Origin of the sequence: Pseudogemmobacter faecipullorum (genome assembly GCF_020539525.1) — a bacterium.
Taxonomy (GTDB): Bacteria; Pseudomonadota; Alphaproteobacteria; order Rhodobacterales; family Rhodobacteraceae; genus Pseudogemmobacter; species Pseudogemmobacter faecipullorum.
Genome location: NZ_JACDXX010000014.1, coordinates 14,534 through 35,779, shown reverse-complemented (window position 1 = coordinate 35,779; position 21,246 = coordinate 14,534). Strand labels below are relative to the sequence as shown.

The following is a 21,246-nucleotide window of genomic DNA, read 5'->3' as shown; positions in this document are numbered from 1 at the left end:
TCAGGCTCCTGCCTCAGGGGGGGGGCTGCAGCCCAGGAATGCAGGTGCAGGAAAGACGATCAGCGCGCCGGCGCGGCGCAGCTCATCGGCGAAATCCGGCCGCTCTGAGGCGGCGATCAGCACATTGTCAAAACCGCCCGCCGCCACAATCGCACCCTCGGCCTGGCTGATAATCTCAAGCGCCGGGGGGCCAAAGGGCGGGGCGATGACAACATACTGGCCGGGTACACCGTCACTGAAGATTGTGGCCAGAGCCAGCCCGGCGAGCCCGGCGCAGAGCATCAGCCCTGCAGGCCAGAGCGCGGCCAGGCCTTGGCCTTCCTGGTCTTGCTGTCCGATCTCAGATGACACCACTGATGTTTCCTGCGTGAGCTGCAGCCGGTCCGATACGCCGCGATCAAAATGATACACGCGCATGAATGACGATTGAATATCAAATACAGCTTAAAGATGTTTTAGCAACCGTTGGCTTTTACATGATTTTCCGCAATCACGGCTGCTGCCCGGGCGCTTTAGCCGGGGGCTGCAGCCGGTCAGATGCCTGTAGCTGGCAGATCGGGTCAGACTGTTTTCATCCGGCGCGGCGGGCATTCGCGGCGGGCAGGCCACGCATCTGGCGCAGGGTTTCGATAAGGCGCATCGGATCGACCGGCTTGGTCAGCAGCGGCACATCCTGGAAATTGCGGGGCAGGTGCTCGCGGTTATAGCCGCTGACAAAGCAGAAGGGGATCGAGCGCAGTCGGAGTGTCTGAGCCACCACATCCACCGGCGCGCCGCGCAGATTGCCGTCAAGCAGGGCCAGATCAAAATCAAGGGTGCGGGCCGCCAGCAGCGCCTCTTCGAGGCTGGTGGCCAGCCTGACCACCTGCGCGCCATGATCCTCGAGCACATCGGTAATATCCATGGCGATCAGCGGCTCATCCTCGACGAGCAGCACCCGGCAGGCGCCGAAACCCTCGGCATGGCAGGCGGTCGCGGGGTCAGGATCGCTCTGCTGGCTCAGCTGCGACATATCGACGGTAAAGCCCGAATGAATGCCAATGGTCCAGAGCACGCCTTCAGGCTGCCAGCTGACCGCCACCTCGCCATCGCCGACGCCACTCTCGATCAGGGTTGAGCCAAAGCCGAGCTGCACCGGCGCGATAACCGGAGGGCCGCCGGTCTCGCGCCAGCTCAGCTGCAGCGCCGATTGCCGGACTGTCCAGGACAGATGCACCCGGCCGGAACTGCGCGAGAGCGCGCCATATTTGGCGGCATTGGTCGCCAGCTCATGCAGGATCAGCGCAAGGCGCAGCGTCACTTCGGGCGAAAGCGCAATCTCGGGCCCGCTCAGCTCCAGCCGGTCACGGTCGAGAGTGCCGGCGGCACACTGATCCTCGATCAGCTGCCCCAGCGAGGCGCGCGACCAGGTGACATCAGACAGGATCGAATGGGCCCGGGCCAGCGACTGCAGCCGGCCGCTGAAACGTTCGTTAAACCCGGCCAGGGTGGAGGAGGTGCGCAGCGTCTGGCGCATGATGGCCTGCACATTGGCAAGGGTATTCTTGATGCGGTGGTTCAGCTCACCCACCAGCAGAGAGCGCACTTTTTCAGCCTCATGGCGCTCGGTGGTCTCAAGGATCTGCAGCGAGAGAGAGGGGCGGCCCTGCGCCGGATCCAGCACCACTGAACCATAAATTTCACAATTGATCGTGCCGCTGGCGCCGTTTGCCACCGTTTCGGCGCTGTGGCGCGCCTGACTTCCGGCTGAGCTGATCCAGTCTGCGAACAACTCAAGGCTGTCATGCGGGAAACATCCGGCTTCGGCGAGCGCTCTGCCGATCGCCTTCGCGGGCGCGACGCCAAATATCCGCTCTGCTCCGCCCGACCAGCTGACCACATTCAGCCGGGCATCGCATTCGATCAGCGCCAGCGGCGAATTATCGGCATGCGCGCGCAGCGAGGCAATCGCCAGATCGCGGGCCTGGGCAATTTCGCGCAGCTCATCACGCTGGCGCTCAAGGTTATTGGCCTGCGAGGCAAGACGGTAGAAAATCTCGGCCTTGGAGCGCAGGATCACCGGATCAATCGGCTTGAAGATGAAATCGACGCCGCCCGCCTCATAGCCCTGAAAATCGCGGATCTCGCTCTGATCGGCGGCGGTGACAAAGATGATCGGAATTTCGCGGGTGAGTTCGGTGCCGCGCATCAGCTCGGCCAGTTCATAGCCATTGGTGCCTGGCATCTGAACATCCACGAAAGCCAGGCGGAAATCATATTGCAGCATCAGTTCCAGCGCTTCGCTGGCGGAATGCGCCTTATGAATTTCCAGGCCGTCGCGCTGCAGCAGCGCCTCAAGCGCGAGCAGGTTCTCCGGCAGGTCATCAACCAGCAAAAAGCGAATGGCTCTCTCAGACATCATGAAGCTCACTCAGGTTCGACCGGCGCCAGATGCGCTCTTGTTCGTTGAAAGAGGTGAAAGCCGGTTTTTTATCAGAGAAACGCAGGGTTTCATGCGCGCCAAGCCCAATGAACCCTCCCCGCACCAGCGATTGGGCAAACAGGCCCAGCACCCGGTTCTGCAGGGTTTCGTCGAAATAGATCATCACATTGCGGCAGGAAATCAGATGCATTTCACTGAAAACCTCATCGGTTGCCAGATCATGCTCAGAGAACAAAGTGCGCTGGCGAAGATGGCGGTGGAAGGCCGCGCCCCGATAGGCGGCGGTGTAATAATCCGAAAGCGTGGTCCGGCCGCCTGCCGCCTGATAATTCTCGCTGAACCGCGGAATGCGGGCCGTTTCATAGATCCCGGCCGCGGCTTTGCTCAGCGCCCGTCGGTTGATTTCGGTGGCATAGAACATGGTCCGCTCCAGCAGCCCTTCCTCGGCAAAGAGGATGGCCAGCGAATAGAGTTCTTCGCCATTGGCGCAGCCTGCCACCCAGACTTTCAGCGAGGGGAAGGTTCGCAGATAGGGCAGAACCTCCTGACGCAGCGCCAGATAATAGCCGGGATCACGAAACAGATCGCTGACCTGTACGGTCATCGCGTCGATCACATCATGCAGCAGCGCCGGTTCGCGCAGCAGCCGGCCCTGCATTTGTGAGATCGTCTCACAGCCCAGACGGCTGCGCGCCACCTCAACCCGGCGCTGTACCGAACTGCGGGCATAGGCACTGAAATCGTAATGATAGCGGCGGTTCAGCGCCTGGAGAAACAGATCAAGCTCGATATCCCTGACAGGGTCAGCCAGGCGTCGCTGCGCTGTCATTGCGGCATCCAGACGCGGATCAGCGACAGCAATTTATCTACATCAAGCGGCTTTGCCAGATAGTCATTCGCCCCGGCCGCAAGGCATTTCGCCTGATCATCGGCCATGGCTTTGGCGGTGAGCATGATGATGGGCAGGCTGCGCCAGGCCGGAATGCGGCGGATTTCGCGGGTGGCGGTCAGCCCGTCCATTTCCGGCATCATCACATCCATCAGCACCAGATCGATCTGCGGATCAGAACCATCGGCGATCCGGCCCAGCCTGTCGAGCGCTTCGCGGCCATTTCGGGCAATGCTGACCTGCACGCCATGCGGTTCGAGCACGCCGGTCAGGGCGTAGATATTGCGGACATCATCCTCAACCACGAGGATTCTGCGCCCCTCCAGCTCGGCATCGCGGTTAAGCGAGGCGGCGAGCATTTCGCGCTGTTTCTGCGGCAGATCTGAAACCACCTGATGCAGGAAGAGGGTGACCTCATCGATCAGCCGCTCCGGGGATTTCGCGCCTTTGATGATGATCGACTGCGAATAGCGCCTCAGGCGCCGCTCTTCGGCCTCGCTCAGCGCCCGGGCGGTGTAAACGATCACCGGCGGGAATGAGGCGCTGTCATCGCTGTTCAGCTGTTCGAGCAGATCAAAGCCACTGCCATCGGGCAGGTTCATATCCAGCACGATACAGTCAAAGGTATGGGCCCGGCAGGCGGCGAGGGCTTCGGCGGTACTCGAGACCCCGGTCACCTCGACCTCATCCGATCCGAGCAGAGATTTGATGCCCGAGAGCTGCGCCGGGTCATCCTCAACCACCAGCAGATGACGGATCCGCGCATCGGCCTGTTGCGAAATGCTGTCGAGCGCGCCGAGCAGATCCTCGCGGGCGACCGGCTTCAGCAGGTAATTGACTGCGCCTTTGGCCATGGCATCACGGGTGTGATCGGCGGCCGAGACCACATGAACCGGAATATGCCGGGTGGCAGGATCGCGTTTCAGGCGGTCGAGCACGGTCAGGCCGGAATGGTCCGGCAGGCCCATGTCGAGGATAACCCCCTGGGGCAGATAGGTTTTCGCCGCCCGTACCGCTTCATCCGCGGTCGAGACAATAATGGCGCAGAACTGGCGCTCATGCGCCAGATCCAGCAGGATGCCGGCGAAAGCCGCGTCATCCTCGACGATCAGCAGGCTGCGATCGCCTTCACCGATGTCGTTTCGGTCATCGGCGAGGCGGGCCCTGCGTCCGGCTGGGCGCTGCACGATCATGGCCTGGCTGTTCGCCTCTGCCGCCCCGGGGGAGGGGGCAGATCCCGCGCTCTCGGGCTCACCCGGATTCAGGATCGCGGCAGGCAGATGCAGGGTAAAGGTGCTGCCCTCGCCGGGGCGGCTGTCGAGGCTGATACTGCCTTCGAGCAAAATCGAGAGGTCGCGCGAAATCGCGAGACCAAGGCCGGTGCCGCCGAATTTGCGCGAGATCGAGCCATCGGCCTGGCGGAAAGCTTCAAAGACGGCTTTATGCTGCAAAGCGTCGATGCCAATGCCGGTGTCGCTGACCGAGAGCGCCACACCTTCGCCTTCGCGGCGGGCCGAGAGGGTGACCGAGCCTTTGGCGGTGAATTTCAGCGCATTGCCGACGAAATTGCGCAGGATCTGCTCGACCCGGGCCGGATCGGTGATGATTTCCGGCAGATCCGGCTCCAGATCCACCTCCAGGCTGAGGCCTTTATCCGAGGCAGCCGAGGCAAAAGCCCGGGCGATGCGCCGGGCAATATCGCGCGGATCGCTGGGTTCGGGCGAAATCTCGACCTTGCCGGCCTCGATCCGGGCGAGATCCAGAATGTCGTTGATCAGCCGCAGCAGATCCTTGCCAGAGCTTTCAATCGTCTCGGCCCAGCGGGTCTGTTCGGTGGTCAGATTGCCCTGACGGTTTTCGGTGATCAGCCGCGCCATGATCAGCAGCGCATTCAGCGGCGTGCGCAGCTCATGCGACATATTGGCAACGAATTCAGATTTGTAGCGGCTTTCGCGGGCCAGTTCCTCGGCCTGGGCTGCCAGCCTGCCGCCCGATTGCGCCAGCGCGTCGCGCTGTTCTTCCAGCTGGGCGGTCTGGGCCTCAAGTTCGGTATTCTGTTCTTCCAGCGCGGCCTGCTGATCGCGTAGCAGCGCGTCACTGCGTCTGAGCGCCTCGGTCTGCTCCTCCAGCTCCTCATTGGTGGCGGCGAGACGCTCGGCATGGCTGTGCAGCTCTTCGGCCTGCTGGCGGGTTTCATCGAGCAGATGCTGCAGCTCGTCGCGGTAAACGGCCGAGCGCAGCTCTATGCCGATTTTCATGCCAAGCGTTTCCAGCAGGGCGAGCGTGCTTTCATCCGGTTCCTGGTCGAGGCCAAGCTCAATCAGCCCGTTGGTCTGGCCGTTTTCGCGGGTCGGGATGATCACCGAACAGGCAGCGCGGCCCTGCATAAGCGCGGTGCCCCAGTTCAGCGCGGCCCCAGCGGGCGCGGTCAGGACAAGCGCCCTGTCACTGCCGAGCGCGCGCCAGAGATGACCGCCATTGCGCCCCGGCGCGTCGCGCTGCAAGGGCTGTGGTGTCTCGGCGGTGCCCCAGGAAGACAGCGGCACCAGCGCGCCTTCCTGCATCCCCCATAGCACCGAAGCCCTTGCCTCAAGCAACTCACCGATCAGGCTGAGACTGCGGTTGCCGATTTCAGCGCGGCTGAGATCGCCCTCAAGCGCTTTTGCCAGCCGGATTTCAGCAGCATGGCGCCAGTCGGCACCGGCGATGCGCAGACGGTTGCGGATCAGGATAGTTCCGGCAATGGCCAGCAAGGCGAGAGAAATGCTGGCGAGGCTGCGGTTGACCAGGGCAAGGGCGGCATTGGTCTCGCGCGGGTCGAGCTGATAGCCCAGCAGCATCACCAGGGTAGCCGAGGCCGCAATCACCGCGGGCAGCCAGCGGAAACTGAGGCTGAAACTGAGCACCATGGCGATGAAATAGCCGAGCCAGACCGAATAGCCGAGCGGCGCGGTGAAATCGACTGCCAGAGTGATTGCGAAAATCACCAGGATGCAGATGCCGACCGCATAGTCATAATAGCCTGCTCTGGCAGCCTTCATGCGCATTCTTCCCCCCGGTCCGACCGGTACCAATCTCAGCATCGGGCGGAAGACCTGCGTGGTGCCTGCTGCTGCAAATGTCTTAAAACACTAATCCTCCGCGATTATGCCAGCGCGAAAGATCGTGTTATAGGGGTAGGGGTTTTGCCGGGATAAATCCAGCCTTGTCGTGTGACATTGCCACTGGCTGTGCTGACTGAGCGGACGGCGGGCGGGCAGGGTCTGGCGCGGTGATTTTCGCAACGACTTCCGGGGCAGTACCCGGTCTCTGCCCTGGCTGGTCCGGGCAGGTAACGCCGATGCGGCACGGCTGGCCGCATTGCGCAGGGGGGCGGAGCCGCTTCTCTTCTGGAATACAAAAGCGCCCGGAAGAATTGCTCTTCCGGGCGCTCGTTGTGTCTGACTTACAGAAGCTGACAGGACATATTCATCGCAATGTCACCCCGATAGGGAAAACGACGGATCTGGCGGCTAGGCCCGTTCTGTCACTGTACTATTGCTGGTCAGGCAGCCTGCCGGTGAGGCAGGCCAGCTATCACAGAACCTTGATATTGACAGCCGATTCGCGGCCGTCACGGCCCGGCTCGATGTCGAAGCTGACAGCCTGACCGTCGTTCAGGGTGCGCAGGCCAGCACGCTCGAGAGCGGTGATGTGCACGAACACGTCCTTGCGGCCGCCTTCCGGAGCGATGAAACCGAAGCCTTTGGTTTCGTTAAACCATTTCACGGTGCCATTTGCCATCGTGAGGATCCTTTTTAGTAGATGCCGCCCACAACATGTGACGGCTTGGCACGAGCGATAATCGAGAGCTGCGCCATATGGATCAGGGTCGAAAAACGAAATGCTCATAACGCCTACAGGATCAGGCCAGACGGAGCAAGACATTTTGCGATTTTTTTCGCCGGGCCCGGGCGTCACAGAGCCGCGAGCAAGGCCTTTTGCGCCGGGTCTTGCAAGCGCGGCCCCTGATCCCCAGATAAGAGCAATGATAGAAACTGACTGGGGCAAACCCCTGCATATTGCCGTCACTCCTGCGGGTGACATCCGAAAAATCTCAACAATCGAACAGGCGCGTTACTGGCTGCGGAAAGACTGGCCGGTACAGGATAAAGCGCGTCAGAGGGCGCTTGAACGCATCGATTCCGCGATGCATTGCCTGTCAGACGCCGCCAGCGCGCGCCTTGCCTTCATGGCAGCCGCCACCACTGCGGGCTTTTCGCCTGTTTCCGGCGTTTCCTGCGTAGCCGGGACATAAGCCCTGACCCGGCACTGCGCCTGCGGCCTGATATCTGATGCCGGATATCGGGATGAGAGCCTTTCGCTGCCGCGTCATGTCACGCCTCGCGCAGCACTGCCATCAACCGCAGGCTATAGCTGCTTTGGAAAAAGCCCGGGGGGCGCGGTGAGCCCCCCGGTTTCAGGCCCTTCCATAGCAATACGAAGATCGCATTATCATGGAGGCGGTCCGGGTCAGGAACTCACCGGGCCGCGCCGGGCGTCATCGCCTCGCGGGTGAGGCTTTGCAGCTTTTCAAAGATACGGAAGCGGCTGAGATGCAGATCCTGCATCTCACCGCCCCGTGGCGTGTAGGAGGTCGCAAAACGCGACATCTGTGCCATGGCCTGGGGAAAGTCCGGATGACTGCCCGAGGCGACGCTGCCCAGGATGGCCGCACCGAGCAGTACCGGCTCTTCCGCTGCCGGGGCAGCGACCTCGACCCCGGTGGTATCGGCCAGCAGCTGGCGGATCAGCGGGCTGCGGCCCGCACCACCGCTGATCACGATCCGCCCCACCTCAGCCCCGGCCTTTGCCTGGACCTCAAGGATCTGGCGCAAGCCATAGCCAATGCCGCACAGCCCCGCGAGATAGAGCGAGAGCAGGCTGTCAAAGCCCTGATCCATGCCAAGGCCGATAATGGCGGCCCGGGTATTCGGATCGGCAAAGGGCGCGCGATTGCCCAGAAATTCCGGCACCACATGCAGAGTACCGAGCAGCCCGGCCAGATCCGCCTCGCTGTTCAGCCGCGACTCGACTGCAGCGGTCAGGGCGTCGGGCAGGCTCAGACCCTGTTCCTCTGCCTGCCGTCTTGCGGTTTCGGCATAGGGATGCAGGTTCAGCAGCGCCTCAATTGCCGCCCCTGCCGCCGACTGGCCGCCCTCATTGAGCCACAGGCCCGGGATCATGGCCGAGTAATAGGGCCCCCAGACGCCGGGCACGAAGACCGGTTCAGTGGTTGAGGTCATGGTGCAGGAAGAGGTGCCGAACACATAGGCCATATTGCTCCCGGGGCCACCGCTGGCCCGTGCGCCGACCGATCCGACGCCGCCCGCATGGGCATCGATCAGCCCGGCCCCGACCGCTGTGCCGGGGATCAGACCGAGGTCGCGGGCGGCTTTTTCGCTCAGCCCGGTGCCAAGCGGGCTGCCGACGGCAACGACATTGGCGCCGATCCGGCTGAACCCCTCTTCGGCCAGATCGCCAAGGCCAATGGCGCTAAAATAGGAGGCATCCCAGCTGGCCTCATGCGCGATATAGGTCCATTTGCAGGTAACAGTGCAGACCGAGCGCGCAAGATCGCCGGTGGCGCGCCAGGTGAGATAATCGGTCAGATCCATGAACTGCCAGGCACTGGCATAGATCCCGGGCCGGTTTTCCTTCAGCCACAAGAGCTTCGGCGTTTCCATCTCGGGCGAGACCCGGCCGCCCAGATAGTCCAGCACCCGGTGCCCGCTGGCATTGATCCGCTCCGCCTGGGGCAGGGCCCGGTGATCCATCCAGACCATTATATTGCGCTCGGGATGTGCCGGGTCGCCGACCGGCAGCGCCGCGCCATTCTCGCCCAGAACGACCAGCGAGCAGGTGGCGTCAAAGCCGATTCCGGTGACCTGGGCCGGATCGGCCCCGGCACTGGCCAGGGTTTCCCGCACCGCATGACAAACCGCCTGCCAGATCTCCTCGCTTGATTGCTCGACGATATCCCCGCCTTCGCGGTGCAGCGAGATCGGGTGTTTTGCCGTGGCCAGCATTTCACCCGCCAGGGTGAAAAGCCCGGCCCGGGCGCTGCCGGTGCCGACATCGATCCCCAGAAGCAGCTTTGGTGCGCTCAGTGCCATCTGCGCCTCCGTCACAGATCGAGACTGTTTGGCAGGATCACCAGATCGCGGATCACCACCCCGCGCGAGCGGGTCAGCATGAACAGCACGGCCTCGGCTACTTCGCGCGGCTGCATCAGCGAGCCACTGGCCAGAGCCTCTTCCATCTTCTCGCGCGGCCAGTCATCGATCAGCGCCGTCACCACCGGGCCAGGCAGCACCGCGCCCATGCGGATCCCATATTGCGAGACCTGGCGCCGGGTTGCATGCAGGAAGGCCTGTACCGCGAATTTAGAGGCGGTATAGACCGGCTCCCAGATCACCGGCACGACGCCGGCAACCGAGCTGGTGAAGATGATATCGCCGGTTTTACGTTCGATCATCGCAGGCAGCACCGCCTGGACCGAGCGGAACGCGGCATTGATATTAAGGTTCAGCATCCGGTCCCAGGCATCAGGATCGCCCTCTGCCGCCGGGCCGCCGATATAGGCCCCGGCATTGGCGTGGAAAATATCCAGCGGCCCGACCAGAGCCTCGATTTTCGGCAGCATCGAGGACACCTGCTTTCCGTCCAGCAGATCGACCACCAGCGGTTTTGCCGCAGGCCCCAGATCCTGGCAAAGCGTGGCGAGCCGGTCGGCCGCCCGGTCGATCAGCACCACCTCTGCGCCTTCCTCGATCAGGATGCGGGCACATTCCAGGCCGATCCCTGAAGCGGCCCCGGTGATTGCGGCGGTTTTACCTTGCAGGCGTCCGGTCATGTTACTTCTCCGATAAAACAGATGTCTGGCACGGGCTCAGGCGCGGCCATGGCTGGCGCGGGAGCGGCGGGCGAGCGAGTCAACGATCACTGCAATGGCGAGGACAGCTCCGGTGATCATATAGCGCAGCGAGGATGAGAGGTTCAGTAGCGTCAGCCCGTTTGAGATCGCCATGATGACGATCACGCCAAGCAAAGCCGACCAGGCCGAGCCACGGCCGCCAAAAAGCGAGGTGCCGCCGATCACCGCTGCGGCAATCGCATTGAGGTTCACATCCCCGGTACCGGCCTGCTGGCTGGCCGAGGCCAGGCGTGCGGCGGCAAAGACACCGCCAAGCGCGGCAAGGGCTGAGCAGATGACAAAAGCCGAAAGCCGGATGCGCCGGACATTGATGCCCGAGCGCCGGGCGGCTTCGGCATTGCCGCCGACGGCAAACATCGAGCGGCCCCATCTGGTGCGGGTCAGCGCATAATTCAGCGCCACCACGAACAGGGTAAAGACGCCAAAGATCAGCGGCACGCCGCGCCCCAGCTCGAGGTAATAGACGGCAAAGATCAGCGCCGCGCTGAGGGCTGCGGCTTTGGTGATGGTCACGCTCAGTCCCGGCGCGCTCAGACCTGCCGCACGGCGCTTTTGTCCGTTCTGAAGCCCGCCGGTGATGATCAGCAGCCCTGGCAGCACTGCCAGCAGATAGGAGACCCAGGCGGGCAGGATCAGGATCTGGCCAAAGCGGACCAGAGAGGATGAGAAGGGCAGGTTGATCGAGCCGGTCGGGCCCAGCAGATAGAGCTGCAACCCGAGCAGCGCGAGCAGGCCTGAAAGCGTTGCGACAAAGCTGGGCATTTCAAAGGCATTGCGCAGCAGGCCATAGACCGCGCCGACCAGCGCCCCGGTCAGCACCACCGCCAGAATGGTCAGCGGCAAAGGCAGCCCGGCCTGAACCCAGAGCACCCCGACCATGGCCGAGGCAAGGCCGCTCATCGAGCCGATCGAGAGATCAATCTCGCCCAGCAGCAGCACACAGACCACGCCAAGCGCGATCAGCCCCACGGCGGCGGCATCAAACAGCAGGTTCACCAGGTTATTGGGGGCCAGAAACACCGGATTGAGGATGGTGAATACGGTTGAGATCAGGATCAGACCGATCACCACCGGCAGCATACCGAGATCGCCCGAGCGCACCTGATCGATAAAGCCGCGCAGCGCGCCCCTCAGCCCCTGATCATGGCGGAGCCTGCTGTCGGCCCTGTCGAGGCTGACCGGTGCGGTTTGTTGAGTGTCTTGCGCCATGTTACTGAACTGCCTCTTCATTCTTGCGGGCGGCGCGGCGCGAGACCGCATTTTCACTGGCGCCGGTGATTGCGGCGACAAGGTCCTGGTGCGAGGTATCGGCGGTAAACTCGCCATTGTTGCGCCCGAGCCTCAGCACGACAATCCGGTCCGCCACGGCCCGCACATCATCCATATTATGCGAGATCAGGATCACCCCCAGCCCGCGCTGGCGTACCCGCTCAATCAGGTTCAGCACCTCTGCGGTCTGGGCGACACCAAGGGCGGCGGTGGGCTCGTCGAGCATGATGATCTTCGGGCTGGTCAGCAGCGAGCGCGCGATGGCGACGGTCTGGCGCTGCCCACCCGAAAGCGATGCCACAGGTTCGCGCACCGAGGGGATGCGGGCCGCGAGCTCTTTGAGCAGGGTCCAGGCGCGGACCTCCATCTGCACCTCATCGAGCCGCCAGGGCGAAAGCTCCTGGCCCAGAAACAGATTGGCGACGACATCAAGATTTTCACAAAGCGCCAGGTCCTGGAATACCGTGGCAATGCCCAGCTCAAGCGCTTTGCCAGGCGAGGTCAGCGACACCTCCTCGCCCATGAATTCCACTATGCCCGATGTGGGCTGATGCACCCCGGCCAGGACCTTGACCAGCGTGGATTTGCCCGCGCCATTGTCGCCGACCAGCGCGACCACCTCGCCGGGGTAAACCTCAAGCGCGATATCGGTCAGGGCGGAAACCGCGCCAAAGCTTTTTGAGACGCCATTGAGGCGCAGGATCGGGGCCGAACCAGGGGTGCTCATGTTTTTTCCTCTGCAGGGTTGGCCTGCCCGCTGGCACGGGCAGGCCGGGGCTCATGCGCCAGGCGTCACGAAACGCGCTGGTTACTGAGTGATGCCGAGGGCCGCACAGGCATCGGCATATTCGGCGGTGCAGACCTCGGCACTGGTCTGAATGCCGGCATCAAAGATCAGCTCTTTGATATTGGCCTGGGTGACCACGGCCGGAACAAAGAGCTGCGAGGGCGTGTCGTAAAGCGTGGTCGTGGCTTGCGGCGTCTCGCCCGCCAGCAGTTTCACCACCACTTCAGCCGCCGCCGCGGCAACGATTTCAGAGGGTTTGGAGATGGTATTATACTGATCCCCGGCGATGATCAGCTGCAGCGCGGCAATGGTCGCGTCATTGCCGGTGACCGGCGGCAGCGGATCAGCCCCTGCCGCTTTCAGCGCCGCGATCGCGCCACCGCCGGTGCCGTCATTCGCCGCCACGATGCCTTTGATATCACCGCCGAAACGGGTGATCTGACCTGCGGCCCATTCCTGGGCTTTCGGCGGTGCCCAGTCGGGGGTGTCAAATTCGGACAGGGTTTTATAGGGCGAGGCATCAAGGGCGCGGTCGATGCCGTCGCGGATCAGGCCAGCGGCAGCATCGGTGGGCGAGCCATTGATCTGCAGCACGCCCGCGCCATCGGGCACGCCCGAGGCTTTCAGATGCTCGACCAGCGACTGGGCGATGGCATAGCCGATGCCCTCATTATCGAAAGAGACATAAAAATCTGCGACCTTGTCCGGAATGGGGCGGTCATAGGCGATGACCTTCACATCCTGGGAATGGGCGATCTCGACCAGCCCGGCGGCTGCGGCGGAATCGACAGGATCGAGCACAATCACTTTGGCGCCCTGTGCGATCACCGAATTGAACTGCTGCTGCTGCAGCGCCACATCGCCATTGGCATTCTGATAGACCAGCGTGCAATCAGCGCAGAGCCCGGCCATTTTGGCCTCAAAACCGGGCCAGTCATGTTCTTCATAGCGGGTTGATGCCTGATCCGGCATCAGGAAGGCCACGGTCTGGGCCGAAGCCGCAGTGGCGATGAAAGCGGCGCAGACGGCCGATGTGGACAGCAGGCCTGTAAGTCTGGTCATGGTTTCCTCCTCCATGTTTAACATGCCCGGGGCGCCTGCTGAAGGAACAGCCCTCTGACCTGCCGCCCGGACTTTTCCCGGATCAGCAGGTTCGGCTTACGATTTCCCTCCGCTGCCCCCTCCCTGGGACAATCAACTGAGCTTTGCTCAATCGATTGTGCAATTGCTGCTCCATCGATTTCACTTTGTCAAGAAAGAGGTGTAGAGGGGAAAGAGCGGGCGGCAGGAAGGGGGGCGGCGGTTTGGAAACGAGCAGAAAAAAGCCGACAATTTACGATCTGGCCGGCCTGGCCGGTGCCTCGCCCAGTGCCGTGAGCTCGGTGCTGAACGGCACCTGGCAAAAGCGTCGAATCAGCCGCAGCCTTGCCGAGCGGGTGATGCGCATTGCCGGCGAAGAGGGCTATGCGGTGAATGTGCAGGCCAGCCTGCTGCGCCGCGAAAAGTCAAACATCGTCGGCATGATCATTCCCAAATACGATAACCGCTATTTCGGGCGGATCGCTGAAGAGTTTGAGACCATGGCCCGGGCGCGCGGGCTGTTTCCGGTGATCACCTGCACCCGGCGCGACCCGGAGCTGGAATTTGAGGCCGCGCGCGAGCTGATTTCCTACCAGGCGGAATGCCTGATCGCCACCGGCGCCACCGACCCGGACCGGATTGCCTCTTTGTGCAAAAGTGCAGGGGTGCAGGTGATCAACCTTGATCTGCCCGGCGCGCTGGCGCCTTCGGTTGTCTCTGACAATTTTACGGCGGCGCAGCAGCTGACCGAGCTGATCCTGCACAAATGCGACAGCGATCCCGGAAGCGGCGGGGCGCTGCATTTCGTCGGCGGCCGGCTGAGTGATCATAACACCGCCATGCGTCTGCGCGGTTTTCTGACCGCGCATGAAAGCCGTGGCATTGCGGTGCCCGAGCATCACATACTCGCAACCGGCTATTCCGCTGATCGCGCCGCCAGCGCGCTGGAGCGGCTGGGACCGGCGCATCCGCTGGGCCTGTTCGTCAATTCGACGATTTCGCTTGAAGGGGTGATCCGCTGGCGCAGCAGTCTGGGCGCGGCGCAGAGCAGATTGCGTTTCGGCTGTTTTGACTGGGATCCTTTCGGCTCATTCCTGCCCGGGAATATCGGCATGGTAGAGCAGGATGTGCCGAGGATGCTGGACAGGGTTTTTGAGCTGATGGCCAGCCGGACGCTCAGCAGTGAATGTCAGACCGTGCCCTGTATCCTGCGGAAATTCGTATAATGGCGGAAGGCAGGGACAGGATCAGCGGCATCTGAAATCGCTGAGGCAGGGGCAGGCCGGAGGCCCAGGTATGAGATCGGGCCGCCATTCGGGGCAAAGCCCTCTCGGGCCGCCGGCGTCACGCTGTTTCGCGTTCTGATCCTCACAGCGCGCCGCACGAGCGGCGGCGGCTCATGCCGCCGCTTCCCCATGGGGAAGACCCTGCCTCAGCCCTCCCAGGCAATTTCCTGCAGCCGGGTCAGTTCGGCGATCTGCGCCGGGGCGTGCCAGCTGAAATCCGCGCCGCGCATCAGCACCGCCAGACGGGCCCCCCGGCTGGATGTTCGCCCCCCCGGGGTCAGGCCTCGTGGCGATTGGTAAAGATCTCCCAGGCGAATTTTGCCCGGACACCAATGTCCAGAAATGGTCGGGGCGGAACCGCATTGGGCTGGCCAAGACTGATCATATCGGCCAGCAGCGGATCCTCGGCACCAAGCGCCATAGTCGCCGCCATTCTGCCGCTCATCGTGCCCTTGGTCACCCCCACCGCATTCTGGCAGACCGCGCTCCAGATATTCGGGGCCATCTGGCCAAAGCCAGGCGTGCCATTGCGCGACAGGCAGATGAAACCGGTCCAGCTATGCTCCATCGTCACGCCCGGCAAAGCCGGGAACAGGGTCTCAAACAGCCGCTGATGCCCGCGCCGCACCCGGGCCTGCAAGGCCGGACTGACCTGCATCGAGGGCTGGAAATGAATATTCTGGCGGACCAGAATGCGCCGGTCATTGGTATAGCGCAGCGTCACCCCGGCAAAGGCATTGGCGGGCGTGGTACCCCAGGGGGCGATATTGCCAATCTTTGCCTGTTCCTCACTGGTCAAGGGCCGGGTGAGGCTGGCGTGGGCCGCAAAATTCAGCAGCCGCCCCTTCCAGAAGCCAAAGCGCATGGCAAAGCCATTCACCGCAATAATCGCCTTTGCCGCGCGCAGGCTGCCCTGCGGGGTTTTCAGCGTGATCACCGGACCAAAATCAGCCTCAATGACCGGGCTGTTCTCATAGAGCCGGACATTTTCCGGCAGCGCGCTGGCCAGGCCGCGGCACAGCGCGGAGGGGTTCAGCAGCACAGTGCCCGGGGTATAAACCGCGGCGGCGAAATGGCCGGTGCCCAGCCGGGCGGCGCAGGCCTCGCGGTCCAGCCAGCGATAGCTTTCTCCCAGCCGGTCCAGCTCTTCTGTTGTCGGAACAAGCACTTCCCGGCGACCCCGATCCGAGCTGGCAGTGTGGAACTTGCCGTCCTCGCTCCAGTCGCAGTCAATCTGATGCCGCGTAACGGTATCGCGCAGGGCAGAAATCCCGGCGCGTGACAGCCGCAGATAGGCGCGGCCGCGCGCCAGCTCCTCCATCGACGAGCCGGTATTATGTGGCAGATCGATGCCAAAGCCCGAATTGCGGCCCGAGGCATTCTCGCCGACCAGGTCGGCCTCGATCAGCGCAATATCGAGGCCCGGATTCAGCTCGGCAAGGCGCCGCGCCGCACCGAGACCGGCAAAGCCTGCGCCGATCACCACGATATCAGCAGTCTGATCCCCCTGCAGGGCCGGGCGCGGCGGGCGTTTCGGCAGGATCGCACTCCAGCCGAGGCTGCGGTCATTTTTCGGCAGATGGGTGATGCGGCGGCTCACAGCGCGGCCTCCTCGCTGGCCCAGGAGGCAGGCTGCAGACTGTAAAACACCAGAGCATTCTCGGCGATATAGGTGACTTTGGTCCCTGCCGGCAGCCAGATCGTGTCACGCGGCCCGGCGCTGAGCCGCCCCTCGGCGGTCTCGACGGTGAATTCGCCTTCCAGCACCAGGATCAGCTCATCATAGCGCAGTTGCCAGGGAATTTCGGCGGCAGTGAACCGGGCGAAGCCACCTGCCAGGGCACTGCGATCGGCAAGGCCCGCCACTTCCACAACCTTACACATCTGCGGGAAAGCAAAGCGGGGCGCAAAGTCCAGCCCGTCAAAGCGTGTGACGCGCGGGGGTGATTTCTGCTGATGTTCCATATCTGGCGCTCTCTCTACGGCGCGCAGGACGGCGCCCCGGCGCCTGAATAACGCCGCTGCGCGATCCGTACAATGATGTATGGTTCTTCAGAGAGGGTCGCTAAACCCGCTTTGCCCCCGGCGCGGATCACACCGCGCGGGGTTTACGCTCGAAGGGGCCAAACGGGATTTCAGAAGGGGCATAGCTGTCGGCCCGGGCCCGGTCCCAGCGGCTGTACCAGCTTTCCAGACCTTTGATCTCTTCCCCGGCCAGCAGGAAGCCTTCGGGCAGATAGCTGTAGACCTCATTGCCGTCGCTGAATTCATTGTCTTTATTGCGGAACATGAAGTGATAGGGCATGAAATCGCGCGGATCGCTCAGACCCGCAGCCCCGGCCAGCTCGCCAAGCGCATGCATGGTATTGCGGTGGAAGCGCGCAACGCGCTCGCTTTTGTCCAGGACATCAATCGCCTTTTGCCGCAACGGATCCTGGGTGGCGATGCCGACCGGGCATTTATTGGTATGGCAGCTCTGCGCCTGGATGCAGCCGATCGAGAACATGAAGCCGCGGGCGGAATTGCACCAGTCCGCGCCGAGCGCCAGCGCGCGGGCGATGTCAAAGGCCGAGATGATCTTGCCGGCAGCACCGATGCAGATCCGGTCGCGCAGACCGGCGCCGCGCAGGGTATTATGCACGAAAGTCAGCCCCTCGAGCATCGGCATGCCGACCCGGTTGGCGAATTCCAGCGGCGCAGCACCTGTGCCGCCCTCTTTGCCATCGACGACGATGAAATCGGGGGTGATGCCGGTTTCCAGCATCGCCTTCACCATGCACATAAACTCCCGGCGGTGACCGATACAGAGCTTAAAGCCCACGGGCTTGCCCCCGGCCAGCTGTCGCAGCTCGGCGATGAAACGCATCAGTCCCAGCGGCGAGGAGAAAGCGCTATGCGCGGCCGGGGAAATGCAGTCGACCCCCATCGGAATGCCGCGCGCCTCGGAAATCTCACGGGTGATCTTGGAGGCGGGGAGCATGCCGCCATGGCCCGGTTTTGCTCCCTGGCTCAGTTTCAGCTCGATCAGCTTTACCTGGGGATCAGCGGCCTGAACCGCGAATTTTTCCGGCGAGAAACTGCCGTCCTCATTGCGGCAGCCGAAATAGCCCGAGGCCACCTGATAGATCAGATCGCCGCCGCCCTGGCGGTGATAGCGCGAGATCGACCCCTCGCCGGTATCATGGGCAAATCCGCCCAGTTTCGCGCCCTTATTCAGCGCCAGAATGGCATTGCCTGACAGCGAGCCAAAGCTCATTGCCGATATATTATAAAGACTTGCATCATAGGGCTGGGTGCAGTCCGGCCCGCCGATCGGCACGCGGAAGTCTTTATCGGCCAGATGGACCGGCTCAGCCGAATGGGTGATCCAGGAATAGCCCGAAGCATAGACATTCTGCGTCGTGCCAAAGGGGCGTTTGTCCTCGGCGCCTTTGGCGCGCTGATAGACCAGCGCCCGGGCCTCACGCGAGAAGGGTTCCTCATCGCGGTCGCCCTCGATCAGATACTGGCGGATCTCGGGGCGAAAGCTTTCAATGATAAAGCGCAGATGGCCAATGACGGGATAGTTGCGCAAAATCGCATGGCGGGTCTGTCTGAGATCATGCAGGCCCAGCAGGGTAAGCGCGGCGGCGATCAGTCCGGGCAGCAGCCACCACAGCGACCAGAAGGCGAGAGCGCAGCAGAGCAGGGCTGCAGCCGCGGCCAGCACCAGCGTCGCATAGCGGGCATTATAGAGCAAACGGACGGACATGCTGCGGACCTTTCTGAACGCGCTCCCCTGCCAGGCCCCGAGGCCCCGACCGGGCAATCAGCCTGCTTCTAATCTTCCCTCGGACGCAGGACCAATGCCGTTGCCGTCCGGTCTATGCCGTTTCAGCATAACCCCTGGAGTCCCGGCTGGCCACGCTCCAGACTTTCTCAACGATTGGCCGCGCCCTTTCCGCATTACGATAGAGACGAATTTCCATGGGCAGGGCAGGGGCGACCCGTTCCAGACGCCCCGATGCCAGATCAGCGCTGATCAGCGCCTCGGGCAGCCAGGCCACGCCATGGCCTTCGAGCACCATTGAGCGCATCGCCTCGGCAATCGAATTCTCATTCACATGCACCACCTGGGTGGCAGGGGCGCCGGGCAGGCTCTGGGCAACCGAGGTCAGCAGGCCGAGGAATGAGCCGCGCGAATAGTGCAGCATCGGCAGGGGGCCAGCCGCGGCCCGCCATGCCGCCAGCTGGCCCGCCTCGGCCACTGCCACCAGCTGATCTGCGCCAACCCGCGCATGCGGGAAACGCTGCGGATCGAGCGGCAGGGGCACGCTCGGGTGATGGAAGGTCAGGAAAAAATCATAGCCGCCCTCGGCCAGGGCCTGCAGACAGAGGGCGAAATTTTCCGGCAGCACCCGGCTGCCGACCGGCCCGATCTCGGCGCGCAATCCGGTCAGCCAGCGCGGCACAAAGGTGGTGCTGAGCGTATGCAGGGCGGTCAGGGCGAAGCTGGCCTGGGGCAGCTGCCCCGATCCCAGCCCCTGCAGGCTGGCCTTGCTCTGATAAAGCAGCCGCACCGCTTCCTCGGCGGTCTCGCGAAAGGCCCGGCCCTCCTGGGTCAGGGTAACCGGATAGCTGGTGCGGTTGAACAGTTCCGCCCCCAGCCAGATCTCAAGCGAACGGATACGGCGGCTGAAGGCGGGCTGGGTGACTGACCGCATTTCTGCGGCCCGCGAAAAGCTGCGATGCGCCGCCAGGCTGAGGAAATCTTCCAGCCATTTCAGTTCCATCGCATTCTCACCCTGGCGTGGCCCCATGTTGTAGCGCCAACAGAATGCGCCTGGCGGCCCGGCGGAGGCAAGGGGCAGTAACGGGAGGTTGTTCTGCAGGGCCCCGGCGGACCGGCCCCGCCCTTACAGGATCTGCGCCAGGCGGTCACATCCTCAATGCGCTGTGGGATCCGCCCCGAGTACAGGCTGCAGGCTGCGGCGCGCCAGCCATTGCCCGATGGGGCCGGGTAAAAGCACAGGCCAGCTGTGGCCCCTGCGCGGATGCTATCTGACCTGCGCCAGCACAGCAGTTTTCTGCCCTGTCAGGCTGCCCTCTCTGGCGCGGGTTTCAGCCGCCACTGATGCCGGGGGAGGGGCGCGCCAGCGGCATTGGAAAAAACGAATTCAGCCCGCATAAATTTACTTTTGCGAAAGTCATCGCCTCGCCTAGGCTCGCCTCACAAGACTGTGAAATGCAGCTGCAGCCTGATCCGGCCCAGCCCGGGATTACCAAGGGGAGAGTGACGATGACCAGCCTGAAACTGATCTGCACGACGGCGCTGTCTGTTCTGACCGCGCTGACGCCTGCGATGGCGCAAATCTCTGAACTCGGTCCGGGCGAGGGCAAACTCTCGATCGTCGCCTGGGCGGGCTATATTGAGCGCGGCGAAACCGACAAGGCCTTTGACTGGGTGACCGGCTTTGAGGAAAAGACCGGCTGTAAAGTCTCGGTCAAGACCGCCGCCACTTCGGATGAGATGGTCGCGCTGATGAATGAGGGCGGTTTCGATCTTGTCACCGCTTCGGGCGATGCCTCGCTGCGGCTGATCGCCGGCGGCCGGGTGCAGCCGGTGAATATCGACCTGGTCCCCTCGTGGAAAGAGGTGGATGACCGGCTGAAAGATGCGCCCTGGCATACGGTCAATGGGGTGCATTACGGCGTGCCCTATATGTGGGGGCCGAATGTGCTGATGTATAACACCGAAGTGTTCAAGGAACCGCCCAGCTCGTGGAATGTGGTGTTTGAGGAGCAGACCCTGCCCGATGGCAAATCCAACAAGGGCCGGGTCCAGGCCTATGACGGGCCGATCTATGTCGCTGATGCGGCGCAATATCTGATGGAGACCAGGCCGGAACTGGGCATCACCTCGGTCTATGAGCTGAATGAAGAGCAATATGCGGCGGCGCTGGATCTGCTGCGAGGCCAGCGCGAGCTGACCAGCCGTTACTGGCATGATGCTTTCATCCAGATGGATGATTTCAAGAATGAGGGCATTGTCGCTTCGGGTTCCTGGCCCTTCATGGTCAATCTGCTGCAGGCCGAGAATGTGCCGGTGGCCAGCGTGATCCCGAAAGAGGGTGCGACCGGCTGGGCCGATACTTCAATGCTGCATGTCGATGCGAAAAACCCGAACTGCGCCTATATGTGGTTTGATCACCAGCTGTCCTCAAACCTGCAGTCTGACCTGGCGGTCTGGTTCGGCGCCAATCCCAGCGTTCTGGCCGCCTGCACTGATAAGCGCGGCATGCTGACCCCCGAGATCTGCACCCGGAACGGCCTCGATGATTTTGAGAAGATCCGCTTCTGGACCACCCCGGTCTCGAACTGCGCGCAGGGTGAGGGGGCCTGTGTACCCTATTACCGCTGGGTCTCGGATTACATCGGGGTCATCGGCGGACGCTGAGCGCGCAACATCTGACCCTGCCTCCGGGCGGGGTCAGCCCGGCTTTCGCCCTGCCTGCGGGCCGGCCTGCGGATCTGTCCGCGCCGTGAGGGCAGGCCGCC

17 protein-coding genes are annotated in these 21,246 nt (G+C 62.9%); 3 read left to right on the top strand and 14 right to left on the bottom strand.

Features of this window, described 5'->3' with window-relative positions:
* The 5 genes from H0485_RS14810 to H0485_RS14790 all read right to left on the bottom strand — a co-directional run bounded on the left by H0485_RS14810 (window position 1) and on the right by H0485_RS14790 (window position 7,094).
* Window positions 1-351 (bottom strand): hypothetical protein, encoded by a 351-nt coding sequence (locus H0485_RS14810; RefSeq protein WP_226936725.1) that lies wholly within the window; start codon window positions 349-351, stop codon window positions 1-3.
* A 220-nt stretch (window positions 352-571) separates the two neighbouring features.
* Window positions 572-2,401 carry a response regulator gene (locus tag H0485_RS14805; protein ID WP_226936724.1) on the bottom strand — a complete coding sequence of 610 codons (1,830 nt, stop codon included), beginning with the start codon at window positions 2,399-2,401 and terminating at the stop codon, window positions 572-574.
* Complete coding sequence (locus H0485_RS14800) at window positions 2,391-3,251, bottom strand: CheR family methyltransferase (protein WP_226936723.1); 861 nt, start codon at window positions 3,249-3,251, stop codon at window positions 2,391-2,393. Before H0485_RS14800 ends, H0485_RS14805 begins: the two co-directional genes overlap by 11 nt.
* Window positions 3,248-6,352, bottom strand: coding sequence for a response regulator (locus H0485_RS14795; RefSeq protein WP_226936722.1), 3,105 nt, complete (start codon window positions 6,350-6,352; stop codon window positions 3,248-3,250). The genes H0485_RS14800 and H0485_RS14795 overlap by 4 nt, the downstream gene beginning before the upstream one ends.
* Window positions 6,353-6,887: 535 nt before the next feature.
* Window positions 6,888-7,094: a cold-shock protein gene (locus H0485_RS14790; RefSeq protein WP_226936721.1), complete on the bottom strand. Its 207-nt coding sequence runs from the start codon at window positions 7,092-7,094 to the stop codon at window positions 6,888-6,890.
* Window positions 7,095-7,194: 100 nt separating this feature from the next.
* On the opposite strand from H0485_RS14790, the gene H0485_RS14785 reads away from it, so the two are divergent.
* A complete protein-coding gene (locus H0485_RS14785) occupies window positions 7,195-7,608 on the top strand; it encodes a DUF982 domain-containing protein (protein ID WP_354002453.1) in 414 nt (137 codons plus the stop codon).
* A 223-nt stretch (window positions 7,609-7,831) separates the two neighbouring features.
* On the opposite strand, the gene H0485_RS14780 is transcribed toward H0485_RS14785, so the two are convergent.
* From H0485_RS14780 to H0485_RS14760, 5 genes are all read right to left on the bottom strand, one after another.
* Complete coding sequence (locus tag H0485_RS14780) at window positions 7,832-9,466, bottom strand: FGGY-family carbohydrate kinase (protein WP_226936719.1); 1,635 nt, start codon at window positions 9,464-9,466, stop codon at window positions 7,832-7,834.
* Between the two features lie 11 nt (window positions 9,467-9,477).
* Window positions 9,478-10,206, bottom strand: coding sequence for an SDR family oxidoreductase (locus H0485_RS14775; RefSeq protein ID WP_226936718.1), 729 nt, complete (start codon window positions 10,204-10,206; stop codon window positions 9,478-9,480).
* 36 nt (window positions 10,207-10,242) lie between these two features.
* Window positions 10,243-11,496 carry a sugar ABC transporter permease gene (locus H0485_RS14770; protein WP_226936717.1) on the bottom strand — a complete coding sequence of 418 codons (1,254 nt, stop codon included), beginning with the start codon at window positions 11,494-11,496 and terminating at the stop codon, window positions 10,243-10,245.
* A 1-nt stretch (window position 11,497) separates the two neighbouring features.
* A complete protein-coding gene (locus tag H0485_RS14765; RefSeq protein ID WP_226936716.1) occupies window positions 11,498-12,283 on the bottom strand; it encodes an ATP-binding cassette domain-containing protein in 786 nt (261 codons plus the stop codon).
* A gap of 81 nt (window positions 12,284-12,364) precedes the next feature.
* The gene (locus H0485_RS14760) at window positions 12,365-13,405 is read right to left on the bottom strand and encodes a substrate-binding domain-containing protein (protein ID WP_226936715.1); all 1,041 of its coding nucleotides are present in this window, start codon (window positions 13,403-13,405) and stop codon (window positions 12,365-12,367) included.
* A 242-nt stretch (window positions 13,406-13,647) separates the two neighbouring features.
* On the opposite strand from H0485_RS14760, the gene H0485_RS14755 reads away from it, so the two are divergent.
* The gene (locus H0485_RS14755; protein WP_226936714.1) at window positions 13,648-14,649 is read left to right on the top strand and encodes a substrate-binding domain-containing protein; all 1,002 of its coding nucleotides are present in this window, start codon (window positions 13,648-13,650) and stop codon (window positions 14,647-14,649) included.
* Between the two features lie 337 nt (window positions 14,650-14,986).
* Here H0485_RS14755 and H0485_RS14750 read toward each other — a convergent pair whose 3' ends face one another.
* From H0485_RS14750 to H0485_RS14735, 4 genes are all read right to left on the bottom strand, one after another.
* Window positions 14,987-16,309, bottom strand: a complete 1,323-nt coding sequence (locus tag H0485_RS14750) for an NAD(P)/FAD-dependent oxidoreductase (protein ID WP_226936713.1) — start codon at window positions 16,307-16,309, stop codon at window positions 14,987-14,989.
* Window positions 16,306-16,674, bottom strand: coding sequence for a cupin domain-containing protein (locus H0485_RS14745; protein ID WP_226936712.1), 369 nt, complete (start codon window positions 16,672-16,674; stop codon window positions 16,306-16,308). The genes H0485_RS14750 and H0485_RS14745 overlap by 4 nt, the downstream gene beginning before the upstream one ends.
* Before the next feature lie 127 nt (window positions 16,675-16,801).
* Complete coding sequence (locus H0485_RS14740; RefSeq protein ID WP_226936711.1) at window positions 16,802-18,460, bottom strand: FMN-binding glutamate synthase family protein; 1,659 nt, start codon at window positions 18,458-18,460, stop codon at window positions 16,802-16,804.
* 112 nt (window positions 18,461-18,572) lie between these two features.
* Window positions 18,573-19,508: a LysR family transcriptional regulator gene (locus tag H0485_RS14735; RefSeq protein WP_226936710.1), complete on the bottom strand. Its 936-nt coding sequence runs from the start codon at window positions 19,506-19,508 to the stop codon at window positions 18,573-18,575.
* Between the two features lie 479 nt (window positions 19,509-19,987).
* Here H0485_RS14735 and H0485_RS14730 point away from each other — a divergent pair, with 479 nt between their 5' ends.
* Window positions 19,988-21,145: an ABC transporter substrate-binding protein gene (locus H0485_RS14730; protein WP_226936709.1), complete on the top strand. Its 1,158-nt coding sequence runs from the start codon at window positions 19,988-19,990 to the stop codon at window positions 21,143-21,145.
* The last annotated feature ends 101 nt before the right edge of the window (window positions 21,146-21,246 follow it).